Origin of the sequence: Microcoleus sp. SVA1B4, assembly GCF_036700545.1 — a bacterium.
GTDB lineage: Bacteria > Cyanobacteriota > Cyanobacteriia > Cyanobacteriales > Microcoleaceae > Microcoleus.
This window is the reverse complement of sequence record NZ_JAUBPB010000052.1, coordinates 1-20948: the sequence shown is the minus strand read 5'-3', so window position 1 is coordinate 20948 and position 20948 is coordinate 1. Positions and strand designations below refer to the sequence as shown.

The following is a 20948-nucleotide window of genomic DNA, read 5'->3' as shown; positions in this document are numbered from 1 at the left end:
GGTCGATCGTCCTTTGGTGTTTTTAGGGAAAGGGCGATCGGCTTTTTTGGCAAATTTTCTGTGCTTGTCAAACATCCGCTTAGTCGCTACACTGTAGATACTCTGTATATACTTTCTCTGAGAAAGGGTAAATTCCTCAGAGTGATATCACTAACTAGAGGTTCAGGCTATGGTTGCGACGATCGCAAAATGGGGAAACAGTCTTGCTATTCGGATTCCACAAAATTTAGCTAAAGAGATTAACTTAGCTGAGGGTTCTGAAGTGAAGCTTGTCTTGATAGATGGCAAGCTGACAATCGAGCCTATCGTTCGTCGGCGGTATTCGCTTGAGGATCTCATTGAGGCAATGACGCCTGAGAATCTTCATAATGAGATTGATACTGGAGTTGCTGTCGGGAACGAAGTTTGGTGACACAATCAAATCCCTACATTCCGAGTCGAGGCGATATCGTTTATTTAGACTTTGACCCAACTAAGGGACACGAGCAAAAAGGACTTAGACCTGCTTTTGTGCTGTCGCCTCGCTCCTACAACGAGAAAAGCTCCTTAGCTCTATTTATGCCGATTACAAAACAACAAAAAGGGTATCCTTTTGAAGTTATCCTACCCACTGGATTAAAAGTTCAGGGAGTAATTCTTGCCGATCAAATTAAGTGTTTAGACTGGAAAGCTCGCGGTATTCGATTGGTTGAGTCGGTATCTCAAGATGTAATTGAAGAGGTACAAGCTAAAATAGAGCCGTTGTTATTCTAAAAGCATGAAGTTCACGGGGCTGAATAAATCAGACGATCGCACTTTTCCTGAAATTACCTATGTGCGGGGCGCTAGCGGCGAACTCGTACCCGTTTTGTTTGCAATCGCTTGCGGGTGCAAACAGTAGTAGTTTCAGCCCAGAAATAGGGTTTTTCGCCAAACCAAATTGCCATTGAGTATGATTTAAGTGAAGCTCAAGTGAACGATGTTTTCGCTTTTTATGCGGCCCACCATCAAGAAATACACGCATCTATTGCCGCTGAGCAAATTATCGAAGCTGCTAATGTCTAGAATGAGCAGTAGCATTGATCGGCGATGGTTCCACTTTGCCGTTAGGCTTTCGATCTCATTTCTGTTTCACTAGCACCTGCTCGCACCATAATTGTCCGAACCAGAGAACCAAATATCCTCCACCCGACAAGACTTAGGCTGGCGTGCCGTGTCGCTAACAGCAAATCATCAAGGCGTATCTGTATAACCCCATCAAATACTACAGCATTGCCCACTACATTGCTAGAGTCCCCTGGTAATGGTGGAAGATACATTCGCTTAGTGGATTTGAACTTTAGCATTTCACTGAGGAGTTGCTTTGCATCAGGAGCGTCAGAAAAAATTGGTTGCAATCGCAGCAGTGAGGCATAATCGCGGCGGCCCTGAACAAGGTCACAGGTGGAGCTTGCGATAGCAAATTTCATGTTAGTAATGCGCTCTCCCAAGAAGTAGCCAGCATCACTACTAACAATATCTCCCTGCAAAAGGGCGAAGGCATCTTCATCGTCGCGAATCAGACCTTTTGCTAACATATCCTGATATTCAATTGGCTGACGCACCAGCGCTCCCTCTGCTCCGAAAACTTTCTGACGGTCTTTTGTCTTACCAAGTCTTACGGCAAAGTCCTGAATAATTGTGAGAACTGTATCGTCGTGAGAAAGTGCGCGTAGCTGATTTTCAAGAGTTTCCAGATTGTTAGGCTCATTATTTGCTACAGCCATCACAATCAATCTATCCTATTGTCTATCGCATTCTCAGATTGCAGAGGACGCTCAATTTCATCAGGGTCAAGCATCACTTCATCATCCTCATCCAAGTCGAAATTCTCTGGAACTAATCGCTCGAAGCTATTGCGGGTAGGAAGCTCAGGCAAGTCTCCCAGCATAGAAACTGCTTCAGCAAGTAGATGAAGATTCTCTGGATCAGGGTGTTTTTGTGCCGCACGCACAGCCAAGATGACGAAACGCAATCCTCCCCTTAGCCGATCAACATCACGAGCTAGTCCATACATTTCTTGAAAGTCACGTTCTTCAATAATGCGGTACTGTCCTGTTTTTGTTTGGAGGGTAGCAATCACACCATTGCCGATCGAACTCAGTGCTTCGGCGTCCTGCAAACGGAACTTCTCAGACGATGTCCAGTTTTCACCGCTTCGCAACCTAAATTCTTTTTTATTTGTAATCTGCATAGTTTAACCTCCTTACCATATCCTATGGTAAACCCAACGAAAAAACAACGGGTAGTAAATCCTAGCTTAAAATATTCGCAACCTAATTTTTTTATTTCTAATCTGCATAGTTTAACCTCCTTATCATATCCTAATGTAAACCCAACGAAAAAACAACGGGTAGTAAATCCTAGCTTAAAATAATAGGACAGGATTTACGCACTCCAACTCCTCGAAACCGGGTTTTTGGCCGTTTCTGCGGCTGTAACGCGTCTTTTGGGCAAAAACCAGGTAGGTTTCTGACTACCCGGGCGTCCAGGACTATAAATAAACCCGCCCCGGCTATACTAATTCAATAGCGATCGCCCCAACCAACTTATCAATCTCCGCCTCAGTTGTAAAATAGTGAACACAAGCCCGCACACAATCAGGATTAAGAATAGTCCGCACCATAATCCCCTGTTTCTCCAACAAATTGACAAGCTTGTTGTGCGGCATCCCATTAGTTAATCGAAACGAAACCAAACCAGCTTCCGGCGCAGATTTTCGCAAACATTCCACATCGGGAAGTTCCGACAAACGCTCCCAGAGATACTTACTCAAACGGCTGATTTCTGCATACCTTTCCTCGATCGTACCCCATTCATGTTGCAGGGCGATCGCACTCCGCAAACCCGCATACAAAGGATAAGCCGAAGTCGCAATTTCATAGCGCTGCGATCCAGGTTTCCAGCCAAGGACTTTAGCATTAGCATCCGTCACAATTCCCCGCCAACCGATAAACACCGGATGCAAATCAGCCAAAGCTTCCGCACTCACATAAAGCCCGCCCAAACCTTCCGGGCCACCCCACCATTTGTGACCAGTAAAAGCATAAAAGTCAACCCCTGATTCAATCAAATTTAAAGGCAAAACCCCCACAGATTGAGCCGCATCAACTAACACTCTAACTTTGTAATTCTTTGCAGAAAACTCCTCTTGTCCCCCCCCTTTAATCAGGGACAAATCCTCTCGCCCATCCCCTTTAATCAGGGACAAATCCTCTCGCCCATCCCCTTTAATCAGGGGGGAATCCTCTTGTCCCCCCCCTTGGCAAGGGGGGGTTAGGGGGGGTTTTATATCTGTTTCCCCATCCCCTTGAATCAGGGGGGAATCCTCTTGTCCCCCCCCTTGGCAAGGGGGGGTTAGGGGGGGTTCATGACACACTTTCACAATCTCACCCAGAGGCAAAACTTGACCAGTATTCCACAAAATGTGACTGATAACCAACAAGCGAGTATTTGGCCGCAAACTATCAGCAATCACCGCCACCGGATCGCCTTCATTCAAAGTAGCCGCCAACGGACAAACCGAAACCTCAATGTTGAAACGGCGCTGAAGTTCCATTACACTAGCTACAATGCCGGGGTGTTCGCAATCAGAAAGCAGCAAATGGTCGCCTGCTTTCCAGTCAATGCCCCACAGCGCAATATTGCAGCCGACGGTGACATCTTCAGTCAGGGCGATGGTTTCAGGAGGTACGGTCAACTCAGATGCGATCGCACGTCGCGTCAGCATCGCCTCCTGAACCACCCAAGCCCCCACCTCCCCCGAAAACGGCCCTCCAAGCTGCACCCGTTTGTAAGCCTCATAAATCGCCTCTAAAGCAGGCTCAGGCAGCGGCCCTTGTCCGCCGTAGTTAAAATAAGCTTTATTGGCCAAAGCTGGGAATTGTTGCCGGTGATTGTCCTTTGTCATTTTTTCTGGCGAATTATTGATAGCGTTAATATTGAATAACTGATGGTGTGAACTTTATATCCTTTGACTTTTGCCTCAAGCTAAATAATCAATCCCTGTATCCGTCTCAAAATCCCTGTCGTGCTTTCCTTCTAATTATTCTATGCCTTGCGAATACTAAATGTTAATAACTGACAAACTGCTACTTTCCTATCAGCGATGCAATCTCCGAGCATTTTTAGACACCTGCGGAGACTGGAAACAACTAGATCCCCCCAGCGACTTTTTGCTGAAACTGATGCGCGACAGCGCGACATACCAGCAGCAAGCTTTGGAAGACGAGACTTACCAACAACCATATTATCCTAGAGGGGATTGGGAAGCCGGCGCGGCCGCTACATTGAGTTTAATGCAGCAAGGGGTCGATCGCATTTACCGAGGAGTTCTGATCCAGGGCGAATTCGGCCAAACCAACGCCGCAACAACTTCTCTGGTAGGAATTGACGGTCAATATTTCCCAGAATTTGGCGAAATCCCCGAAACTCCCGTTGATATTTCATCCTCCAATCTGCACTCTTCAAACATTACCCTGATCAGCCGCCCCCATTTATTAATCAAACAGCCGGGACAATCAAAATTTGGCAATTGGAGTTATATTACTGCGGATATTTGGCTTAGCAAGCGACCAAAACAAGAGTATCAAATTATCGCAGCTTTTCACGCCCAAGTTTTAGCTTCCGTACAGGAAACAATGCCAGAGACTGCGTGGCTGATGCTGCGAAAAAAAGGGCTATACTCCGTGAATCTCGACCAGCGAACTCCTCAGATGTTCGAGATTTTAGATGATTGCATTCGGATGATAGAAAATCGGGATAAACCAGAGGTGTTCATTTCCCGGCAAAAGTGCAATCTTTGCGGTTGGTATACTATCTGTCACGCCGAAGCAGAATCTATTAAACATCTTTCCTTATTGCCGGGAGTTACTGCCAGCCGCTATGCTAGACTAAAAACTCTCGGAATTACTGATGTAGAAGCTCTCGCTAATGCTAGTTCCGCACTGCTGGCTGAGTATCCAGAATTCCCTGACAGAGTTGCTTTTGATGTGGTGCAGCAAGCTCGATCTCACTTGCTAAATCAACCGCTGTTGCGGGAAGAAGGAAGTTCGGCAACGGATTTTGTAACGGATGTAACGGATGTAACGGATAGAAGTTCGGCAACGGATTTTGTAACGGATGTAGCGGATAGAATTTCGACAGCGAACCCTGTACGGGATTTAACAAATTTAACGGATCTAGGTGTGAGGAAAGAAGGAATAAGGGAAGAGGCAGAAGTTAATGAATTTATAACCATACCAGAAGTTGCCGAGAAGAGTTTAGCAAAAGTTAATCTTGTTATGGGAAAAACTACAGAAAATCAACCTGCGACATCTTCTATACCTGCGCCAATTCTCCGCAAGAAACCAATTCCCTATTCCCAATCTGTGTTTTTGCCGATCGCCCCAATCGAACTCTACTTTGACATTGAAGCGGAACCTGAGTTAAACTTAGATTACCTCCACGGAGTCTTAGTTGTTGACAGGTACAACAATACGGAAAAATTCCACGGTTTTTTAGCAGAATCCGCAGCAGAGGAAGGTGCAATCTGGGAGCAATTTTTAGAATTAATGTGGGCTTATCCTATTGCTCCGATTTTCCATTTTTGCGACTACGAAGTCAAGACTTTTAAGCGGCTGGCTAAACTTTACAATACTCCAGCTTATTTGTGGAAACCCGTGCTGAAAAGGTTTGTAGATATTCACAAACAAGTGACGCAAAAGGCGATTATGCCGGTGGAAAGTTACGCACTCAAACCAATTGCCCGCTGGCTGGGTTTTGACTGGCGAGATGCTAAGGCGAATGGTGCTCAGTGCGTCTGCTGGTACGACGATTGGCTCAAAACTGGCGATCGATCGCTCTTGGAGGCGATCGTCCGGTACAATGAGGACGACTGTCGTGCTACTTATGTGGTAAAAGATTGGTTGACCAATTTTTTGCTGAATCATGAGCCGTGATTTTGAGATGTAATGAACCGCGAAGGAAGAAAGGGAAGAGGAAGAAAGGTAATAATGTATTTATTGGTAAAATGCGAAAGCTAGTAAAAGCAACTATATTTATTGTCTGTTTTTTGATGGCAGCAACTGTTGCTATTTGGGTAAATCAATCAGCTCAATCTTTCGCTGTTACGAAAATAGATTTTATCGGCAGAGCAATATTTCCTACAGGTTCTCCGTTTCAGGGGACGGAAATTGGCGGACTTTCGGGCATTACTTATGATGCCGAGAAACAAGTTTATTATGCCATTTCTGATGACCGCAGCAGCAAGGCTCCGGCGCGCTTCTATACTCTCAAAATTAACTTGCAATCTGGTAAACTGGAAAAAGAGCAAATTACTTTTACTGGTGTCACTACTTTATTAGATGAAAACGGCAAAGGTTTTCCTGAATTAAGTTTAGACCCGGAAGGGATAGCTTTTACTGGCAAGAGCGTGTTTGTTTCTTCTGAGGGAGATGTCGATCGCCAAATAAATCCTTTTATCAAAGAGTTCTCCCTCGATGGTAAACTCCTGAAAACGCTGGCAATTCCTCAACTATTTTTGCCGGATGACAAAGGCAGTAAAGGCATCCGCAACAATCTCGCTTTTGAAAGTTTAACTTTAACGCCCGATCGCAAATACCTATTTACAGCCACCGAAAATGCCTTGGTTCAAGATGGCGCCGTAGCTTCCCTGGAAACCGGGAGCCCGTGCCGGATTTTGCGCTACGATGCGGTGAGTGGCAATCCAGAAGCATCGTTTCTCTACATCACCGAACCGCTACCCACCGGTGCGAATCCTGTGGGAAAATTAACTACTAACGGTTTAGTGGATTTGTTGGCGATCGAGGATAACCGTTTGCTGAGTTTAGAGCGTGCTTTCTCCCTGGAAACAGGCACGACTATCAGAATTTTTGAGATTTCTCTGGAAAAGGGCGATCGTATTGAAGCACTCGAAAGCCTCAAAAGCCGTCTGGGCGAGGTTTCTCCCGCTCAAAAACGCCTGCTGCTGGATTTGGAAACGCTGAAAATTCCCCTAGACAACATTGAGGGGTTGACATTTGGCCCCGCCCTGGCGGATGCTAGCAGAGGTCTGATTTTGGTGAGCGACAACAACTTCAGCCCCCTGCAAGAGACTCAGATTTTGGGCTTCCAAATAAAAGTTCAAAAAACCTCTTGACAAAAGGTGAAGGTATAGGCATAATAGAAATTGTGCCTGAAAAAACGGCAAAACGAGGGACAGTAGTTCAATTGGTTAGAGCACCGCCCTGTCACGGCGGAAGTTGCGGGTTCGAGCCCCGTCTGTCCCGTTCTCTCGGAAGTCCAAAATAAAAAGTTGAAGATTTTTATAGATTAAAAGGGAGGGAAGTATGACCGTTACGCTCATTAACTCCTCCCCAGAAAAAACCACACAACGGGTGGTATTATCTAATATCAGTTGGCAGACTTACCAAAGCTTGTTAGCAGAAGCCGGAGACAAGAGATCCTCGCGGTTTTCCTATTTTCAAGAAGTATTAGAAATTATCATGCCATCAGATTTGCATGAAACTGTTAACTGTTTGTTGAAACAGTTTGTGACTACTTTAAGTGACGAATTAAAATTGAAACGCAAGGGATTTGGTTCGACGACTCTCAACCGTGAAGATTTAAAACAAGGTGCAGAACCAGATTCCTGTTTTTATATCCAAAATGTCGATCGCATTCGTGGCCGAAAAATTAACTTGTCAATTGACCCGCCACCAGATTTAATCATCGAAGTCGATCTCACCAGTCCATCTACTAATCGCTTGACTATCTATAAAAACTTAGGAGTTCCTGAAATTTGGAGATATCTCGGAGAGACTGTACAATTTTTTCAACTTCAGAACGGAGAATATGCAAGCTGTGAATACAGTGGCGCTTTTCCGATTGTTTCTTCAGGAATAATCAATCAATTTTTGCAGATGGCCGAGACGGAGGATGATACGACTATAATTGACGCTTTGCGAGTATGGGTCAGGGAGCAGTTACGATCGCCCGAAAATGAGCAATAATAATAAACTTAATTTAACTAATTCCTTTCTACCACGGACGATCGACTCCCAGCAGCGCTCAAAGGTGCGAGGAAATAAACGGTCGGGCTATCTGATATGTCAAAACCAGGACGATGGGCACGAGAATCGGAATCGCCACAAGTAGTCCCCATTTGCCAAACCTAAGTTTTTGACCGTCCGATTTGAAGAGGAAAATCACAGCGGCAATTCCCATAAGTATCCAGAGACCACCGAAGCCCATGAAGACTGTATAGCCTGCATCTTGCATTTTTTTTGACCTTTAATAGTAGTCCATCTTTAAGGTTAGTTGCAGTCTGTTTCTGCTGACATCTTCAGATAGACCGATCGAACTTATTAAATATGACTCATTTCGAGTAGGGTTGGCAGCGGCCTTGACTTTCGCACTCGATCCGCTGAGTTCGATCGCTCATAATTGTTGCTAAATCCGGTCTTCCCGTCAACAGCAGCCGCCAGTCAGCCCAAATTCCGTACAGCCAATTGGCGATCGCCCCGATCGCTGGTAACTTAGTCACAGCATAAACCCAGCCCATCCCTAAAATCTCGTAGGTGCGGCGAAAAACCTCCACATTTTTAATTGCCGTACCGTCGGGTAACACCGCGTGAATCCGCCCCATCGCCGTTTCGTAGTCGATTCCGCCGTGGGCCTCCGGGTTGTAGCCATCATCCGCGATATCCACAAACGACACTAAACCTCGCCCCGCGTCGCGTTTTTTCAAGAAATTAACCTCCCGCACGCACAGAGGACATTCACCGTCGTACAGCAACTCAATCTGCCAAGCAGGCGCAACAGAGTCGAGTGAGGGCGCAACAGATTCGGAAAACTCAGTTTTAGCAGCAGACATAGGGAAATATATTTTAATGTCGTCGATCGCACACAAACATTTTACAAGCATCAATAGTTATCAGGTGCGCCTTGGGTACTCCTGAAGCAGTTATTTGTGGTGTGAAAAATAGTCCCAAAGGTGAATCCAGTCTTGGCCACCCGCAAGCTATTATCATCAAGATGCCCTCTCCTGCCTTGCCGGAGACTTTACGCCCGATCGCCCGATAGTCGAATATCAAACAATTCGAGGCAAAGCACCTGCCCAGCACAACTGTTAATTCGGCAACCAAATATAATAAAATTTAAAGTCTTAAACATCAGCTATTCCCCCAACCAGCAAATTGCCCCCAATCTAAAAGCAAAAATCTACATGAATGTCAGAGTCCGTCTAGCCCCCAGTCCCACCGGAAACCTACACATCGGTACCGCCAGAACCGCCGTATTCAACTGGCTGTTTGCCCGCAATCAAGGCGGCAAATTCATCCTGCGGGTAGAAGACACAGACGTAGAACGTTCTAAAAGCGAATACACCGATAACATCCTCGAAGGCCTCACCTGGCTGGGTATGGAGTGGGACGAAGGCCCGAGTTTTCAGTCACAGCGTCTGGAAATATACCGCCAAGCAGTCCAAACCCTTCTCGACAATGGACTCGCCTACCGCTGCTACACCACGTCGGAAGAACTCGACGAAATGCGGGAAGCACAAAAAGCCAACAAACAAGCCCCCCGCTACGACAACCGACACCGCAACTTGACCAGCAAAGAGCGCGCTGCTTTTGAAGGCGAAGGGCGACAAGCTGTGATTCGGTTTATCATCGACGACGATCGCACAATTTCTTGGAACGACATGGTGCGCGACACCGTAACCTGGAAAGGTAGCGACCTCGGCGGCGATATGGTGATTGCCCGTGCATCCAGCGGCGGCGTCATCGGCCAACCACTCTACAACCTCGCCGTAGTTGTCGATGACATCGACATGGGCATCACCCACGTCATCCGCGGCGAAGATCACATCGGCAATACTCCGAAACAAATATTGCTCTACGAAGCTTTGGGCGCGACAATCCCAGAATTTGGCCACACGCCGCTGATTTTAAACTCCCAAGGACAAAAGCTTTCTAAACGCGACGGCGTAACCTCGATTTCTGACTTCAAAGATATGGGCTACCTGCCCGAAGCTTTAGTTAATTACATGACTTTGCTCGGTTGGACTCCGCCGGATTCAACGCAGGAAATATTTACACTGTCGGAAGCAGCAGAATTATTTACATTCTATCGAGTCAACAAAGCGGGCGCAAAATTTGATTGGGATAAACTCAATTGGCTTAACAGTCAATACCTGCACAAAATGCCAGTGCCGCAATTGACAGATTTGCTGATACCTTATTGGTGGCAGAAAGGCGGTTATGAGTTTGACTCAGAGGCCGATCGCCCCTGGCTCGAACAAATAGCTGCTTTAATCGGCCCGAGTCTCGTTCGCTTAACCGATGCTGTGGATATGTGCAAGGTTTTCTTCTCCACCACGGTGGAATACGAAGAAGAAGCACTCGCACAATTGCAGCAACCAGGGGCTGCACAGGCTTTACAAGCAGTTGTAGAAGCGATGGAAAGTCATTCATCCCTGACATCAGCGGAAGCTCAGAAAATCACTAAAAAGCTCAGTAAAGAGAAAAATCTTAACAAAGGGCTAATTATGCGATCGCTCAGAGCCGCTCTGACAGGTGCAATGCACGGCCCCGACCTGATAGAATCTTGGGTAATCCTTCACCAGCGAGGAACGGCTAAAACCCGTTTGCTTGATGCCATTAGCAACTTGAATTTGCCTGGTGTTGGTGTGGCGGCCGAAACTCCAACCCCAGAACAGCAAAACGCGGAAACTGCAACCGAAACTTCTGTCGCACAACAGCCGGCAGCGTCCGTTTCACCAGCCGAAATACCGACTTCAGCACCAGAGGTTTCAGCAGTCGAAATATCGGCTCCTGAAGCAGTGGCGGCGCCCGTTTCAGCAGTCGAAATACCGACTACAGAAACAGGCGAAGTGTCGGCTCTTGAACCAACCGACGGGGAGGTTGCAGCAGTCGAAATACCGGCTCTTGAAACAGCCGCAGCAGCAGTTGAAATACCTGCCGCCAACCAGCAAAAAACTATTGCGAGTGGAGAAATGACTTCATCAAACGAACCAGAAACAACCGTTATCATCACCGAAATTCCTGCCGGAAATGAAGCAGACAGTTCCAGCGATACCACAAAAGTCATAATTACCGACGAACCGCCAAGTCAGGCCCAGCAGATCAAAGAACAAATTATCTCAATTTTGTCCGAGTTTCCCGCTTACATCGGCAGCTTTTACGAACAGTACAAAAGTCCCCTGACTGTTATCGGTGTAATTATAGCCTCGATTGTCTCTTTGAAAGTGCTTTTGGGCGTAATAGATGAACTCAACGACATCCCCCTGCTAGCACCGACATTCGAGCTAATTGGTATCGGATACACCGGGTGGTTTGTCTACCGCTATTTGCTGCGATCGTCCAATCGGCAACAATTAGGTCAAGAAATTCAAGCCTTGAAAGAACAAGTTTTCGGCAAAAAGTCCTAAACTTTTGCTGGTAATTTGTTGAATTTGTGCCCGACACTGATAACTTTAAATAAGTTGTTAGTGTCGGGTTTTTAAATCAGGGCTGTTTCATTCTTTTGTAGGGGCAAACCCCCCGTGGTTGCCCCGATCGCTGAAATGCCCAATTTATCGTGTCTGGGCCTGGGCGGGCACGGGGGCACCGCCCCTACAAAATCCTGGTTTTTCTGAGAATGAAACCGCCCTGGTTTTTAAATGACTAATAACTAATGACTAATGACTGTTGACTAATGACTGTTGACTAATGACTGTTGACTAATGACTAATGACTAATCACTAATCACTAATAACTAATCACTAAACCCCAGCCGCAGTAAAAGCCGCCCAATAATAAGGATTGGCAAAAGGATAGGGTTTGCGGTTGCGAATTTGCTGCAAAGAAGCCTCCGCAATCAGGCGAGAACTTTGAGAAAGCCGATCGAACATTTGCGAAATTTGAGGTTGAAAATCCGCCAACAACACCTCCAATTCCTCGCTAGTCAAATCCCGCAGCCACCTTTGAGCGTCCAAGAGTGCGATCGCCACATCTCCCACCTGCAACCGAGAAAACCGTCCCAGATTTTCATAAAACTTGCTCGTCAGCAGCAGCGTAGAAACATCGTTCACCTTCCAAAGACTGCTAACCACACTAGACGTGCCAGCATACAACAAACCCGCCGACAAACCCACAAAATCTCCTCCAGCACCGCTAACTCCGCCAGCGGCAATTTCGCAACCCGATAAAGTAACTAAAAAATATTGTCTAAAATCCAGATTTAAAATTTCCTCCAAACTCAGAGAATCATTCCTCAAAAACACTGCGGATTTCAGTGGCCAAGCCAAATTAAGCAAACTAAAACAAGCAAAATGAGCGCATTTCTTCTGCTGCAAATGCCCTATTTGTTGGGGCAACTCCCCATTATTAGCAGACATTTCTGGGGAAAAAGCCTCTTTAATTGCCGGCTTATGGCGCACAACTTCTGTACTGGCAAAATACTGGGAAATAGTGCCGATTTCAATGTTGCTGTAGAACGCATCTCTGGTGAAAGTTGGAATGGCCAAAAGCTGCTGCAAACGGGGTCTGTACCGACCAATAGCCGCTCCGTGTGCACTTTGTCTCAACAGCAATAGCTGACAGCTAGGAGCATAGCGAATTCCTCCGGGAAATCGATCGATCAAATAAGTAGCAGGCGCTGCAACGTCGCCAAAAGACGAACTTTGAGAAAAATCCGAAAGGCTGTAGGTTTCCACCTCAAAACCGCTGCGATCGCTCCACCCAGACCTAAAAATTCCCCCACCATCCTCAAATCCGTCTCTCCCCGCCAGAGGCAAAGCGTGGAGTGGCAAAGCGTGCAAAAATCGGTGCGGCACAAAAATCAGCCGATCGCAATTATCGGGAATCAGCGCCACCACTCGATCGATTTCCAGCATCGTAGCCAAGCGTTTGAGGCGAGTCTGCAGATGATTGATCCAGCGACCTTTTTGTTCAGAATAAGCGGTGAGGTACTCCTGGCCCCAACTTTCGGCAGCCAAAGCATTTTCCGCCGAACACAGGTGAACGGCGGGATATTGTGCACTCTTTACCACCACAAAAGCAACCAGCAACTCCCCCAAACTCGCCCACACCACAGCAGCGCAATTGTCATCAGGCAACAATTGGCGAATTTGCTCAAAAGCGATCGGTTCAACTTTGTGAGCTAGGCTGAAGAAAGGGTCGTTTGCCTGCACCTCCCGCGCAATCAACCTATCAAACTGCTTCCACAATTGATTTAAGTGCATGAAGTCCAAGTTCGGCATTAGAGAACCGCTGTTCAAACCTTGGCTATCGCCCTCAGAAATCAAAGTCGTGTTCGGCTCAGGTTCTCCCTCTTCTTGGTGCCGCTGTTCCCCCGCTATTTCCAGTTGCAGCGACTCCAACTCGCTTCGCACCGCTGCAGGAATTTCGGCTTTCGGAGTCAAGTGGCATTTAAGCAGCAGTTCTACCAAATTCCGATTTTTGTGGCGTTCGGCGTATTCCAGAGCCTTAGCGTAATATTCAGGTTGGCTGGCGCCTAGTTCCAGGCAAACTTGCACCAGGCATTTATAGAGTCCAGCCCAGGTGCGGGTTAATTTGACTTTTGCGGTACTCGTCCGTGAAGCGTAGCTATCCCGTAGGGAATCGCCAAAATCAACTGTATCAACCCCAACTTCGCAACGCAAGAATTCCACAGTATCGACAGCAGCAGTAAAAACCCCGTAGGCGCGAAGCAAGTCGCCTCGAGTTCGGTAAGCTTGACCCAAATAAAATAAAATTTCAGCCCAGCGGTGGGGATAGGTTTCGCGAGTGTAGACTTGACAGGCACTGTGATAGCAGCCGATCGCGCTTTCCATGTGCGACAAGTTTTCCGCCTCCGTCAGTTGCGAATAAGCCCTACCGAGATAAATTTGCAGCATTGCCCAGCGGTTGGGATATGCCTGCCTGGTGTAGACTTCGCCCGCATTTTGATAGCAGGCGATCGCGCTTTTGAGGTTGCGGTTTTTTTCCCCTTTCACGTGTTCGCAGAAAGCGCGGCCAAGGTAAGCACACAGCATTGCCCAGCGTTCGGGAGATTTTTGGCGGTTGCAAAACAGCAAAGCATTTTGATAGCAGGCGATCGCCATTTCCATATTTTCGGCTTTTTCCCCTTTCACCCGCCGACTGTAGATCCTGCCGAGGTAAGTTTGGATCGAAGCCCAGACTTCGGGAAATTTGATGCGGGTGTAGACTTGTAAAGCATTTTGATAGCAGACGATCGCCATTTCCAAATTTTCCACCGGATCGCCTTTGATGCGATCGACAAACACCCGGCCCAAATTCCTTTGAGTCGTCGCCCACTGCTGCGGAAAAGCTTCCCGAGTCCGCACCTGCAAAGCTCTTTGATAGCACGTAACCGCATATTCGAGATTTTCAGCTCGGTTGCCCCGCAGCAACTCGCAGTAAGCATTTGCCAAATTATTTTGAGTTGTGGCCCAACGCCGGGGAAACACCTTGCGGTTGTAGACTTGCAAAGCATTTTGGTAGCAAGCGACTGCCAGTTCCAGATTTTGGGCTCGGTTGCCCTGCAGTCGCCGACTGTAAGCACGGCCGAGATTGTTTTGAGTGCTCGCCCACTCTTCCCCGAAAGTTTCGCGGGTGCGAACTTGCAGCGCGTTTTGATAGCAGGCGATCGCCTGTTCTAGATTGTCTGCCGGATCTCCCCTGAGACGCTCGCTGTAAGCGTTGCCCAGATTATTTTGCAGCGTCGCCCACTGTTCGGGGTACTGTTCGGGCGTGCGTACTTGTAGGGCATTTTCAAAGCAAGCGATCGCCTGTTCGATATTTTGAGCCTTATCACCTTTGGGGCGATCGCTGTAAGCGTTGCCCAGATTGTTTTGCATCACCGCCCATTCTTGGGGAAAGTCTTTGCGGGTAAACACCTTAGCAACTGTTTCGTAACCGGCAATTTCGATTTCCAAGTTATTAGCCTTGCTGCCGAGGGGAAACCGCCCAATTTTGTTGCTCAGATTGCCGATTAACGCTGCAATGCGCCTTCTCTCGGATTCTTTGGCAGCAGAAAACACCAAATTTGCCCAGCAGCGCAGCAGTTCTGCGAAATTCTGGTCGAGTTTGTCCAAATTGTTTCTCAGCAGCGAGTACAGGTGCTGCGAATCAGCGCTACGCGCCACTGCTTGCAATACTTCTGCTAAAAAAGCCAGATATGCTGCCCCGGTTGCGGGCAATTTATAATTCCCTTTTGCAGATTCTAAAGGTGCGATCGCCCTTTGGAAAAATTTTGCAGCTTTCAGCAAGCTTTCTCGCGTCAGCGCCACTTCTTCCACATAAAGCGTTTGCACGAACCCAAAGTCGATCGATTTTGAGTCAGTCCTCAAAATCAAATCTATTCCTAAGTCCACAGGATTTTCCAGCAGCGCTTGGAGCATATTAACATCAGTTTTGCGACGCTGTTCATCCATCGTGCATTCCGCCGAATTATTAACGATAGGATCGCTGCTTCTGTGCAGCAATTAAATCACTTCCTGGTTTAAATTTCAATCTCTAACCGGAGGTACGAGTCGCCCAGGGGATTAAACCAACCTGATTTTTCCACCATACACATCGCCACAACGTATTTGCTTAAAAAAACAGGCTTCGGCACAAGTCTTAAACTTAACAAACCCGCCCCGACAGACGTGCAGCGGGGCGGGTTTAATTTTACCCTGATAGATTTTAGACTAAGAAAGCCGATTTCTGGGAAACTATTGGGTGTGATAACGAGAAATCTGGTAAAGAAACCGGCTTTCTGAGGAATAGTGGGTCTAGATATGGCAATCGCCATTGGTATCAAATTAAGCCTGAAACCCCTGATAAATGTCGCTTTTAGGCAAAGTCTAGATCCCCCTAAATCCCCCTTAAGAAGGGGGACGAAAGAGAATACTCCTGTCCCACCCCCTACTCTCTTTATTAAGGCAGGCGCCAGGGTGATCTGGCCTTAATAGTCAAACATCAGTCTGTAAATGGGTTTGACGTTAAGTTGACACCAATGGGCAATCCTTAGTTACAGCGCTACAGCTAACACAAATTCACTCAGTAGATTTTACTGTACCGCTTGAGAACGCAAGGCTGACTCCACTGCCTGCAGAGCTCGATCGACTTCAGCAGCAGTGACAATCAGCGGCGGGACAAACCTCAGCACTTTCGGCCCTGCGGGAACCAACAACACTCCGGCGGCGATGGCAGATTTGACGATATCAGCGGATGTAAGTTCGATATCAGCTTGCAATTCCATCCCGACAATCAAACCCCAGCCGCGCACTTCGGCAATTAAATGCGGATATGTGGCCGCCAACTTGTTGAGGCCTGCTTTCAACTGTTCCCCGCGCTGCTGCACGTTTTCCAGAAGGTTTTCCCGTTCCAAAGTTTGGCAAACGCACAAAGCTACAGCGCAAGCAAAAGGATTGCCACCGAAAGTGCTGGCGTGACTTCCCGGTTCAAATACATCGCAGAAAGATTTGCACAGCATAGCGCCGATCGGGATACCGCCGCCCAATCCTTTGGCAGATGTAAAGATATCCGGTTCAATGCCAAGGTTTTCGTAGCCCCAGTATTTGCCGCTGCGTCCCATCCCGACTTGCACTTCGTCGAGAATCAGCAAAATGCCTTTTTCGTCGCAAATTTCCCGAATTCGCTGGAAGTAGGCGATATCTCCGGGGCGAACTCCGCCTTCGCCTTGCAGCGCTTCCAGCATAATTGCAGCTACTTGGCGTTCGTCTTTGTCGAGTTGCTCGATCGCACTTTCGATCGCACTAATATCGTTGTATGGCACGTAGTGAAATCCGGGAACCAAAGGACTAAAACCCTTCTGATATTTAGGCTGTCCCGTTGCCGTAATTGTCGCCAAAGTCCGCCCGTGGAAACTCGCAACAGCGGTAATGATCGTCGGATTCGAGATATTTAATTTTTCGTGGGCGTATTTGCGGGCGAGTTTAATTGCCGCTTCATTAGCTTCCGCACCGGAGTTGCAAAAGAAGGCTCTGTCCGCGCAAGAATGGTCTACAAGCCACTTTGCCAGCTCGCCCTGTACGGGGATGTAATAAAGGTTAGAAACGTGGTGCAGGGTCTGAATTTGCTGAGTTACCGCTGCAATCATTGCCGGGTGGGCGTGTCCCAGGGTGCAGGTAGCAATACCAGCCACAAAATCGAGATATTCGCGGCCCTCGGTATCCCAAACGCGGCAGCCGAGGCCCCGTTCTAGGGCGATCGCAAAACGCCCGTAAGTTGTCATTACATAGCTGTCGAAGCTCTCAGAACTGAAGAGACTGGCTTCGGCTTGCACGCTTGGTTCTTTTAATAAGGTTTCTGGACTCACGAATCGCTCCTTAACACATAATATGTAGACCTCGATTGTACGGTAAAAATCCAGGTTAGCGGTGCAGGCTGTTAGTTTTGTCATAAAATCATAACAGTAACCTCAATTAATCCCTTACAAATCTACTGATGAGTTATTACATTTCTCCTAACTTTCTCGATAAAGTTGCGGTGCACGTCACTAAGAACTTTTTAAATTTACCCGGGGTAAGAGTTCCCCTAATTTTGGGAATTCACGGCCGCAAAGGAGAAGGCAAAACTTTTCAAACCGAACTGGTTTTTCGGCGGATGGGCTTTGAACCGGTGATGATATCTGGTGGGGAATTAGAAAGCCCGGATGCGGGAGATCCGGCGCGTTTAATTCGCTTGCGCTATCGGGAAGCGGCGGAGCAAATTCGCGTGCGCGGCGAGATGTGCGCCATCTTTATTAACGATTTGGATGCCGGTGCTGGCAGGTTCGATACTACTACTCAATATACTGTCAATACTCAGATGGTCAATGCGACTCTGATGAATATTGCTGATAATCCAACTAACGTGCAGTTACCGGGAAGTTATGACAGTACGCCGCTGCACCGAGTGCCGATTATTGTCACCGGAAATGATTTTTCTACGCTGTACGCGCCGCTGATTCGCGACGGGCGGATGGAAAAGTTTTATTGGGAACCCAGCCGGGATGATAAAATTGGGATTGTTGGGGGAATTTTTGAGTCGGACAAATTGTCAAAAACCGATATTGTGGGGCTAGTCGATCATTTTCCCGATCAGGCGATCGACTTTTTTAGTGCTTTGCGATCGCGCATTTATGACGAACAAATCCGCGAATTCATTCACAAAATAGGAATTGAGCGAGTTTCCAAGCGTTTGGTAAACACTTTGGAAGCAGCGCCAGATTTCCAGAACCCGAATTTCAGCCTCGCTCATTTATTAGAAATGGGCAGTTTGATGGTGGGTCAACAAAAGCGGATTCAGGAAATGCGCTTAGTAGATGAATACAACCAATCGCGCCTGTTTAACGTTCAAGGAACCCCCAATGCTGCGGCTGCTGTGCCAACGCAAAGTCAATTAAACGACCCGTCATCCAAATATTATAAGGCTTACGTCGAGCCAAGTTCTGAAGGTGGTAACGGTCATGCGGCGCGGCTGAGTTCCGAGGTATTGGAACAAGTAAAACAGTTGTTAGCAAGAGGCTGCAAAATTGGCATGGAATATGCAGATAATCGCCGATTTAAGACAGGTTCTTGGCAAAGTTGTGCGACGATTAACAGTGCACAGGAAAAAGATGTGGTTGCATCTTTAGAAACTTGTTTGGCGGAACACGGCGGCGAATACGTGCGGCTGATTGGTATCGATCCAAAAGTCAAGCGGCGGGTAGCTGAAACAATTATTCAGCGACCGAATTAGGACAAGCGGTTACAGATTTAAATTCTTGCATATTTGGGGCGGGCTAGAAGCCCACCCCACAAGATTATGATTTTTTTACATAAAATAGACCTATTATAGTCGTTCACTTTCATCTCTTGAAATTATCTGCGTTCATCTGTGTTTATCTGCTTAAAATCTGCGGTTAACCGGCTCTATCAAAGATTTATCCAATCACTCTATTGTGCAAAAATTTATCAAAAGTTGCCCGATCGCACATAGCACCTTGAGCACCCACTTTAGTTGTGCACAGAGCGCCCGCTGCTGCCCCCCACCGTACCGCCTCTGACAACGACAGACCGGCATCTAAGGCAGAGGCCAACCCGCCGTTAAAAGCATCGCCAGCGGCCACAGTGTCGATCGCCTCCACAGCAAAAGCCGGTACAAAAAACGTTTCATCCGCCGTAACAGCAACAGCCCCGCGATCGCCCAATTTGACAATAACATTCTCGACACCGCGCTCCTGCAAATGTTTTGCAGCTACAATCGCTGTTTCCGTGTCATTCACCCGAAAGCCGACTAACTGGCTGGCTTCCACTTCATTCGGCGTGATAATGTCAATTAGCGGATAAAGTTCCAGTGGCAAATCCGCCCTAGCCGGTGCTGGATCGAGAATAACTCGCACCCCCGCTTCACGAGCAGCTTTCGCAGCTTTTTGCACAACTTCCAGGGGAATTTCTAACTGTAACAACAAGGATGTAGTTGCTGTTAACAGTTTTTTGAGACGTTCTATATCTGCTTCACCGACATTGTTATTCGCGCCCGGAATCACAATAATATTATTTTGACCTGTCTCGTCTACGGCGATAATTGCCACTCCTGAATGAGTGTTTTGGTCTATTAATACATTGTCTGTATTTACCCCATAAGATTGTAGATTTGTCAATAATTCTTCAGCAAATTTATCGTTGCCGACGCGACCGATGATGTGGGTAGAAGTGCCGAGACGGGCGGCGGCGACGGCTTGATTTGCTCCTTTGCCACCGCCTGCTGTGAAAAAATTGCTACCGATGATAGTTTCCCCTGGCTGCGGCAACCAGGGAGTTTTTGCTGCTAGGTCGATGTTGATACTGCCGAATACGATGATGGTCATAAATTATTCAATTTGGTAATTGGTAAGCTGTAGCGCATTTAATTTGTAAGCTACTTTTTACTTAAACTCTTGTGGGGCGGGCAGGATAGCGCGGGGCGATCAAGTTTCAATTTAAATGCCAAATAACTTAATTTGTAATTGGTAATTCTCCCACTCTCCCATTCTCCCCCTCTCCCCCTCTCCCTCTCTCCCACTCTCCCTCTCTTCCTTAAGACGTGCTAGAACAGTTATGGTCTTCATCGGTCAATTCAATGGCTGCAATTACTCTCGATCGCAATCCCTGTGTCCTGCTAGTTGAAACAGACGAAGTTCTCGCCGGACACTTGAGTCTCGACTTAAAATCCTCCGGCTACGAACCGGTAGTGGCTTCTAATACCGCCACAGGCCAACATTTAGCCCGTGAATTGCAGCCAGCTTTGATTGTAATCGATCGCATACTTGGCGCTGAGTCGGGGCTGTCACTGTGTTCTCACCTCAGAAGTATTGGCAATCGGGTGCCGGTGCTGCTATTGGTCGGTCGTGATACAGTTGACGATCGCGTAGCTTGTCTGGAAGCTGGGGCGGATGATTATTTTCTCAAACCTTACCGCACTGAGGAGTTTCTGCAGTTGGTGCGCTTGTATTTGCAGCCGGATAACAGCAGCAACGAACAATTGAGGTTTGGCGATTTAGTTTTGGATTTGGCCTCTAGGCGGGCCCTGCGGAACGGACGGGCGATCGACCTTACGATGAAGGAATATGAGCTGCTAAAGTATTTGATGGAACATCCCCGCGAGGTTTTGACGCGGGAACAAATTCTGGAAAATGTTTGGGGTTACGACTTTTTGGGTGAGTCGAATGTGATTGAGGTTTACATCCGCTATCTGCGGCTCAAGATTGAAGATGAGGGTGAAAAGCGCTTGATTCAGACGGTGCGCGGTGTTGGCTATGTGATGCGGGAAGCTTGAAGAAGTCAGTTGACTGTTGACTGTTGGTTAGGATCGCGAATTAAATAACTTATAATTTTAATTGTTATTGTGGGATGGGCGTCCCGCCCCGCCTTTTTTGTCGGGCGGGGCGCCCAACCCACAAAAATGTTGTAGTTAATTAATTATAAATACATATTT

The 20948-nt window shown here is 47.3% G+C and carries 15 protein-coding genes, 1 tRNA gene and 1 pseudogene; 10 read left to right on the top strand and 7 right to left on the bottom strand.

Annotated elements, in window-relative coordinates:
* Positions 1–169: 169 nt before the first annotated feature.
* Together QT987_RS21150 and mazF are read left to right on the top strand one after the other, a co-directional pair.
* A complete protein-coding gene (locus tag QT987_RS21150; protein WP_333243931.1) occupies positions 170–412 on the top strand; it encodes an AbrB/MazE/SpoVT family DNA-binding domain-containing protein in 243 nt (80 codons plus the stop codon).
* Positions 409–753, top strand: a complete 345-nt coding sequence (mazF, locus tag QT987_RS21145) for an endoribonuclease MazF (RefSeq protein WP_333243988.1) — start codon at positions 409–411, stop codon at positions 751–753. The genes QT987_RS21150 and mazF overlap by 4 nt, the downstream gene beginning before the upstream one ends.
* Before the next feature lie 332 nt (positions 754–1085).
* Here mazF and QT987_RS21140 read toward each other — a convergent pair whose 3' ends face one another.
* The 3 genes from QT987_RS21140 to QT987_RS21130 form a co-directional block, all read right to left on the bottom strand.
* On the bottom strand, positions 1086–1745 hold the full coding sequence (locus QT987_RS21140) for a hypothetical protein (RefSeq protein ID WP_333243928.1): 660 nt from the start codon (positions 1743–1745) through the stop codon (positions 1086–1088).
* 5 nt (positions 1746–1750) lie between these two features.
* A complete protein-coding gene (locus tag QT987_RS21135; RefSeq protein WP_333243925.1) occupies positions 1751–2212 on the bottom strand; it encodes a hypothetical protein in 462 nt (153 codons plus the stop codon).
* 321 nt (positions 2213–2533) lie between these two features.
* Positions 2534–3928 (bottom strand): aminotransferase class V-fold PLP-dependent enzyme, encoded by a 1395-nt coding sequence (locus QT987_RS21130; RefSeq protein ID WP_333243920.1) that lies wholly within the window; start codon positions 3926–3928, stop codon positions 2534–2536.
* Between the two features lie 160 nt (positions 3929–4088).
* Here QT987_RS21130 and QT987_RS21125 point away from each other — a divergent pair, with 160 nt between their 5' ends.
* The 4 genes from QT987_RS21125 (at position 4089) to QT987_RS21110 (ending at position 8009) form a co-directional block, all read left to right on the top strand.
* Entirely contained in the window at positions 4089–5957 is a 1869-nt protein-coding gene (locus QT987_RS21125) for a TM0106 family RecB-like putative nuclease (RefSeq protein WP_333243917.1), read from the top strand.
* A 71-nt stretch (positions 5958–6028) separates the two neighbouring features.
* Positions 6029–7156 (top strand): esterase-like activity of phytase family protein, encoded by a 1128-nt coding sequence (locus QT987_RS21120; protein WP_333243914.1) that lies wholly within the window; start codon positions 6029–6031, stop codon positions 7154–7156.
* 56 nt (positions 7157–7212) lie between these two features.
* A tRNA-Asp gene (locus QT987_RS21115) sits at positions 7213–7286 on the top strand.
* 60 nt (positions 7287–7346) lie between these two features.
* Positions 7347–8009 carry a Uma2 family endonuclease gene (locus tag QT987_RS21110; RefSeq protein WP_333243911.1) on the top strand — a complete coding sequence of 221 codons (663 nt, stop codon included), beginning with the start codon at positions 7347–7349 and terminating at the stop codon, positions 8007–8009.
* 365 nt (positions 8010–8374) lie between these two features.
* Here the strand turns inward: QT987_RS21110 and QT987_RS21105 are convergent, their stop codons facing one another.
* Positions 8375–8923, bottom strand: coding sequence for a DUF393 domain-containing protein (locus QT987_RS21105; RefSeq protein WP_333243909.1), 549 nt, complete (start codon positions 8921–8923; stop codon positions 8375–8377).
* 300 nt (positions 8924–9223) lie between these two features.
* On the opposite strand from QT987_RS21105, the pseudogene gltX reads away from it, so the two are divergent.
* Together gltX and QT987_RS21095 are read left to right on the top strand one after the other, a co-directional pair.
* Positions 9224–10666, top strand: a pseudogene (gene gltX / locus QT987_RS21100) (glutamate--tRNA ligase); the annotation flags it as partial.
* 348 nt (positions 10667–11014) lie between these two features.
* A complete protein-coding gene (locus tag QT987_RS21095) occupies positions 11015–11449 on the top strand; it encodes a CAAD domain-containing protein (RefSeq protein ID WP_333243985.1) in 435 nt (144 codons plus the stop codon).
* 333 nt (positions 11450–11782) lie between these two features.
* On the opposite strand, the gene QT987_RS21090 is transcribed toward QT987_RS21095, so the two are convergent.
* Positions 11783–15436 (bottom strand): CHAT domain-containing tetratricopeptide repeat protein, encoded by a 3654-nt coding sequence (locus QT987_RS21090; protein WP_333243906.1) that lies wholly within the window; start codon positions 15434–15436, stop codon positions 11783–11785.
* Positions 15437–16056: 620 nt separating this feature from the next.
* Positions 16057–17328 (bottom strand): aspartate aminotransferase family protein, encoded by a 1272-nt coding sequence (locus QT987_RS21085; protein ID WP_333243903.1) that lies wholly within the window; start codon positions 17326–17328, stop codon positions 16057–16059.
* A gap of 128 nt (positions 17329–17456) precedes the next feature.
* Between QT987_RS21085 and QT987_RS21080 the strand changes: the two genes are divergently transcribed.
* Positions 17457–18731 (top strand): ribulose bisphosphate carboxylase small subunit, encoded by a 1275-nt coding sequence (locus tag QT987_RS21080; RefSeq protein WP_333243900.1) that lies wholly within the window; start codon positions 17457–17459, stop codon positions 18729–18731.
* 184 nt (positions 18732–18915) lie between these two features.
* On the opposite strand, the gene rbsK is transcribed toward QT987_RS21080, so the two are convergent.
* Positions 18916–19842, bottom strand: a complete 927-nt coding sequence (gene rbsK, locus QT987_RS21075; RefSeq protein WP_333243897.1) for a ribokinase — start codon at positions 19840–19842, stop codon at positions 18916–18918.
* Between the two features lie 251 nt (positions 19843–20093).
* Between rbsK and nblR the strand changes: the two genes are divergently transcribed.
* Positions 20094–20789 (top strand): response regulator transcription factor NblR, encoded by a 696-nt coding sequence (nblR, locus tag QT987_RS21070; protein WP_333243894.1) that lies wholly within the window; start codon positions 20094–20096, stop codon positions 20787–20789.
* Positions 20790–20948: the final 159 nt, after the last annotated feature.

What these genes read in the sequence shown, in the direction of transcription:
- QT987_RS21150 (WP_333243931.1), top strand. Translation starts at nt 170, where the DNA reads ATGGTTGCGACGATCGCAAAATGGGGAAACAGTCTTGCTATTCGGATT.
- QT987_RS21140 (WP_333243928.1), bottom strand. Translation starts at nt 1,745, where the DNA reads ATGGCTGTAGCAAATAATGAGCCTAACAATCTGGAAACTCTTGAAAAT.
- QT987_RS21135 (WP_333243925.1), bottom strand. Translation starts at nt 2,212, where the DNA reads ATGCAGATTACAAATAAAAAAGAATTTAGGTTGCGAAGCGGTGAAAAC.
- QT987_RS21130 (WP_333243920.1), bottom strand. Translation starts at nt 3,928, where the DNA reads ATGACAAAGGACAATCACCGGCAACAATTCCCAGCTTTGGCCAATAAA.
- QT987_RS21125 (WP_333243917.1), top strand. Translation starts at nt 4,089, where the DNA reads ATGTTAATAACTGACAAACTGCTACTTTCCTATCAGCGATGCAATCTC.
- QT987_RS21120 (WP_333243914.1), top strand. Translation starts at nt 6,029, where the DNA reads ATGCGAAAGCTAGTAAAAGCAACTATATTTATTGTCTGTTTTTTGATG.
- QT987_RS21110 (WP_333243911.1), top strand. Translation starts at nt 7,347, where the DNA reads ATGACCGTTACGCTCATTAACTCCTCCCCAGAAAAAACCACACAACGG.
- QT987_RS21105 (WP_333243909.1), bottom strand. Translation starts at nt 8,923, where the DNA reads ATGCTTGTAAAATGTTTGTGTGCGATCGACGACATTAAAATATATTTC.
- QT987_RS21095 (WP_333243985.1), top strand. Translation starts at nt 11,015, where the DNA reads ATGACTTCATCAAACGAACCAGAAACAACCGTTATCATCACCGAAATT.
- QT987_RS21090 (WP_333243906.1), bottom strand. Translation starts at nt 15,436, where the DNA reads ATGGATGAACAGCGTCGCAAAACTGATGTTAATATGCTCCAAGCGCTG.
- QT987_RS21080 (WP_333243900.1), top strand. Translation starts at nt 17,457, where the DNA reads ATGAGTTATTACATTTCTCCTAACTTTCTCGATAAAGTTGCGGTGCAC.
- rbsK (WP_333243897.1), bottom strand. Translation starts at nt 19,842, where the DNA reads ATGACCATCATCGTATTCGGCAGTATCAACATCGACCTAGCAGCAAAA.
- nblR (WP_333243894.1), top strand. Translation starts at nt 20,094, where the DNA reads ATGGCTGCAATTACTCTCGATCGCAATCCCTGTGTCCTGCTAGTTGAA.